General features: G+C 64.1%; 1 pseudogene. It reads left to right on the top strand.

From position 1 onward, the window contains the following. Nucleotides 1-256: pseudogene (locus tag R0J88_RS21610) on the top strand (thiopurine S-methyltransferase); the annotation flags it as partial.

Below are 256 nucleotides of genomic sequence, written 5' to 3'. Positions count from 1 at the left end.
CGAGCTGTGGTGCGGAGACTTCTTCCACTTCCATATCGACCATGTCGATCATCTGGACGCCTTCTATGATCGCGCCGCGCTGATCGCCTTGCCGTCGGCCACCCGGCAGCGCTACGCCTTCCATCTGGCGCAGCTGCTGCCCCCGGGCGCGCGTGGCCTGTTGATCAGTCTCGAGCGGCAGACGGAGCAGCATCAGGGCCCGCCGTTCCATGTCGCCGAAGACGAGATTCGTCAGCTGTTGAGCGCCAACTTCACG

It is taken from the genome of Pseudoalteromonas sp. SIMBA_162 (assembly GCF_046535955.1).
Classification (GTDB): Bacteria; Pseudomonadota; Gammaproteobacteria; order Enterobacterales; family Alteromonadaceae; genus Pseudoalteromonas; species Pseudoalteromonas marina.
The sequence above is the reverse complement of the archived record's forward strand: the minus strand, read 5'-3'. Positions and strand labels throughout refer to the sequence as shown.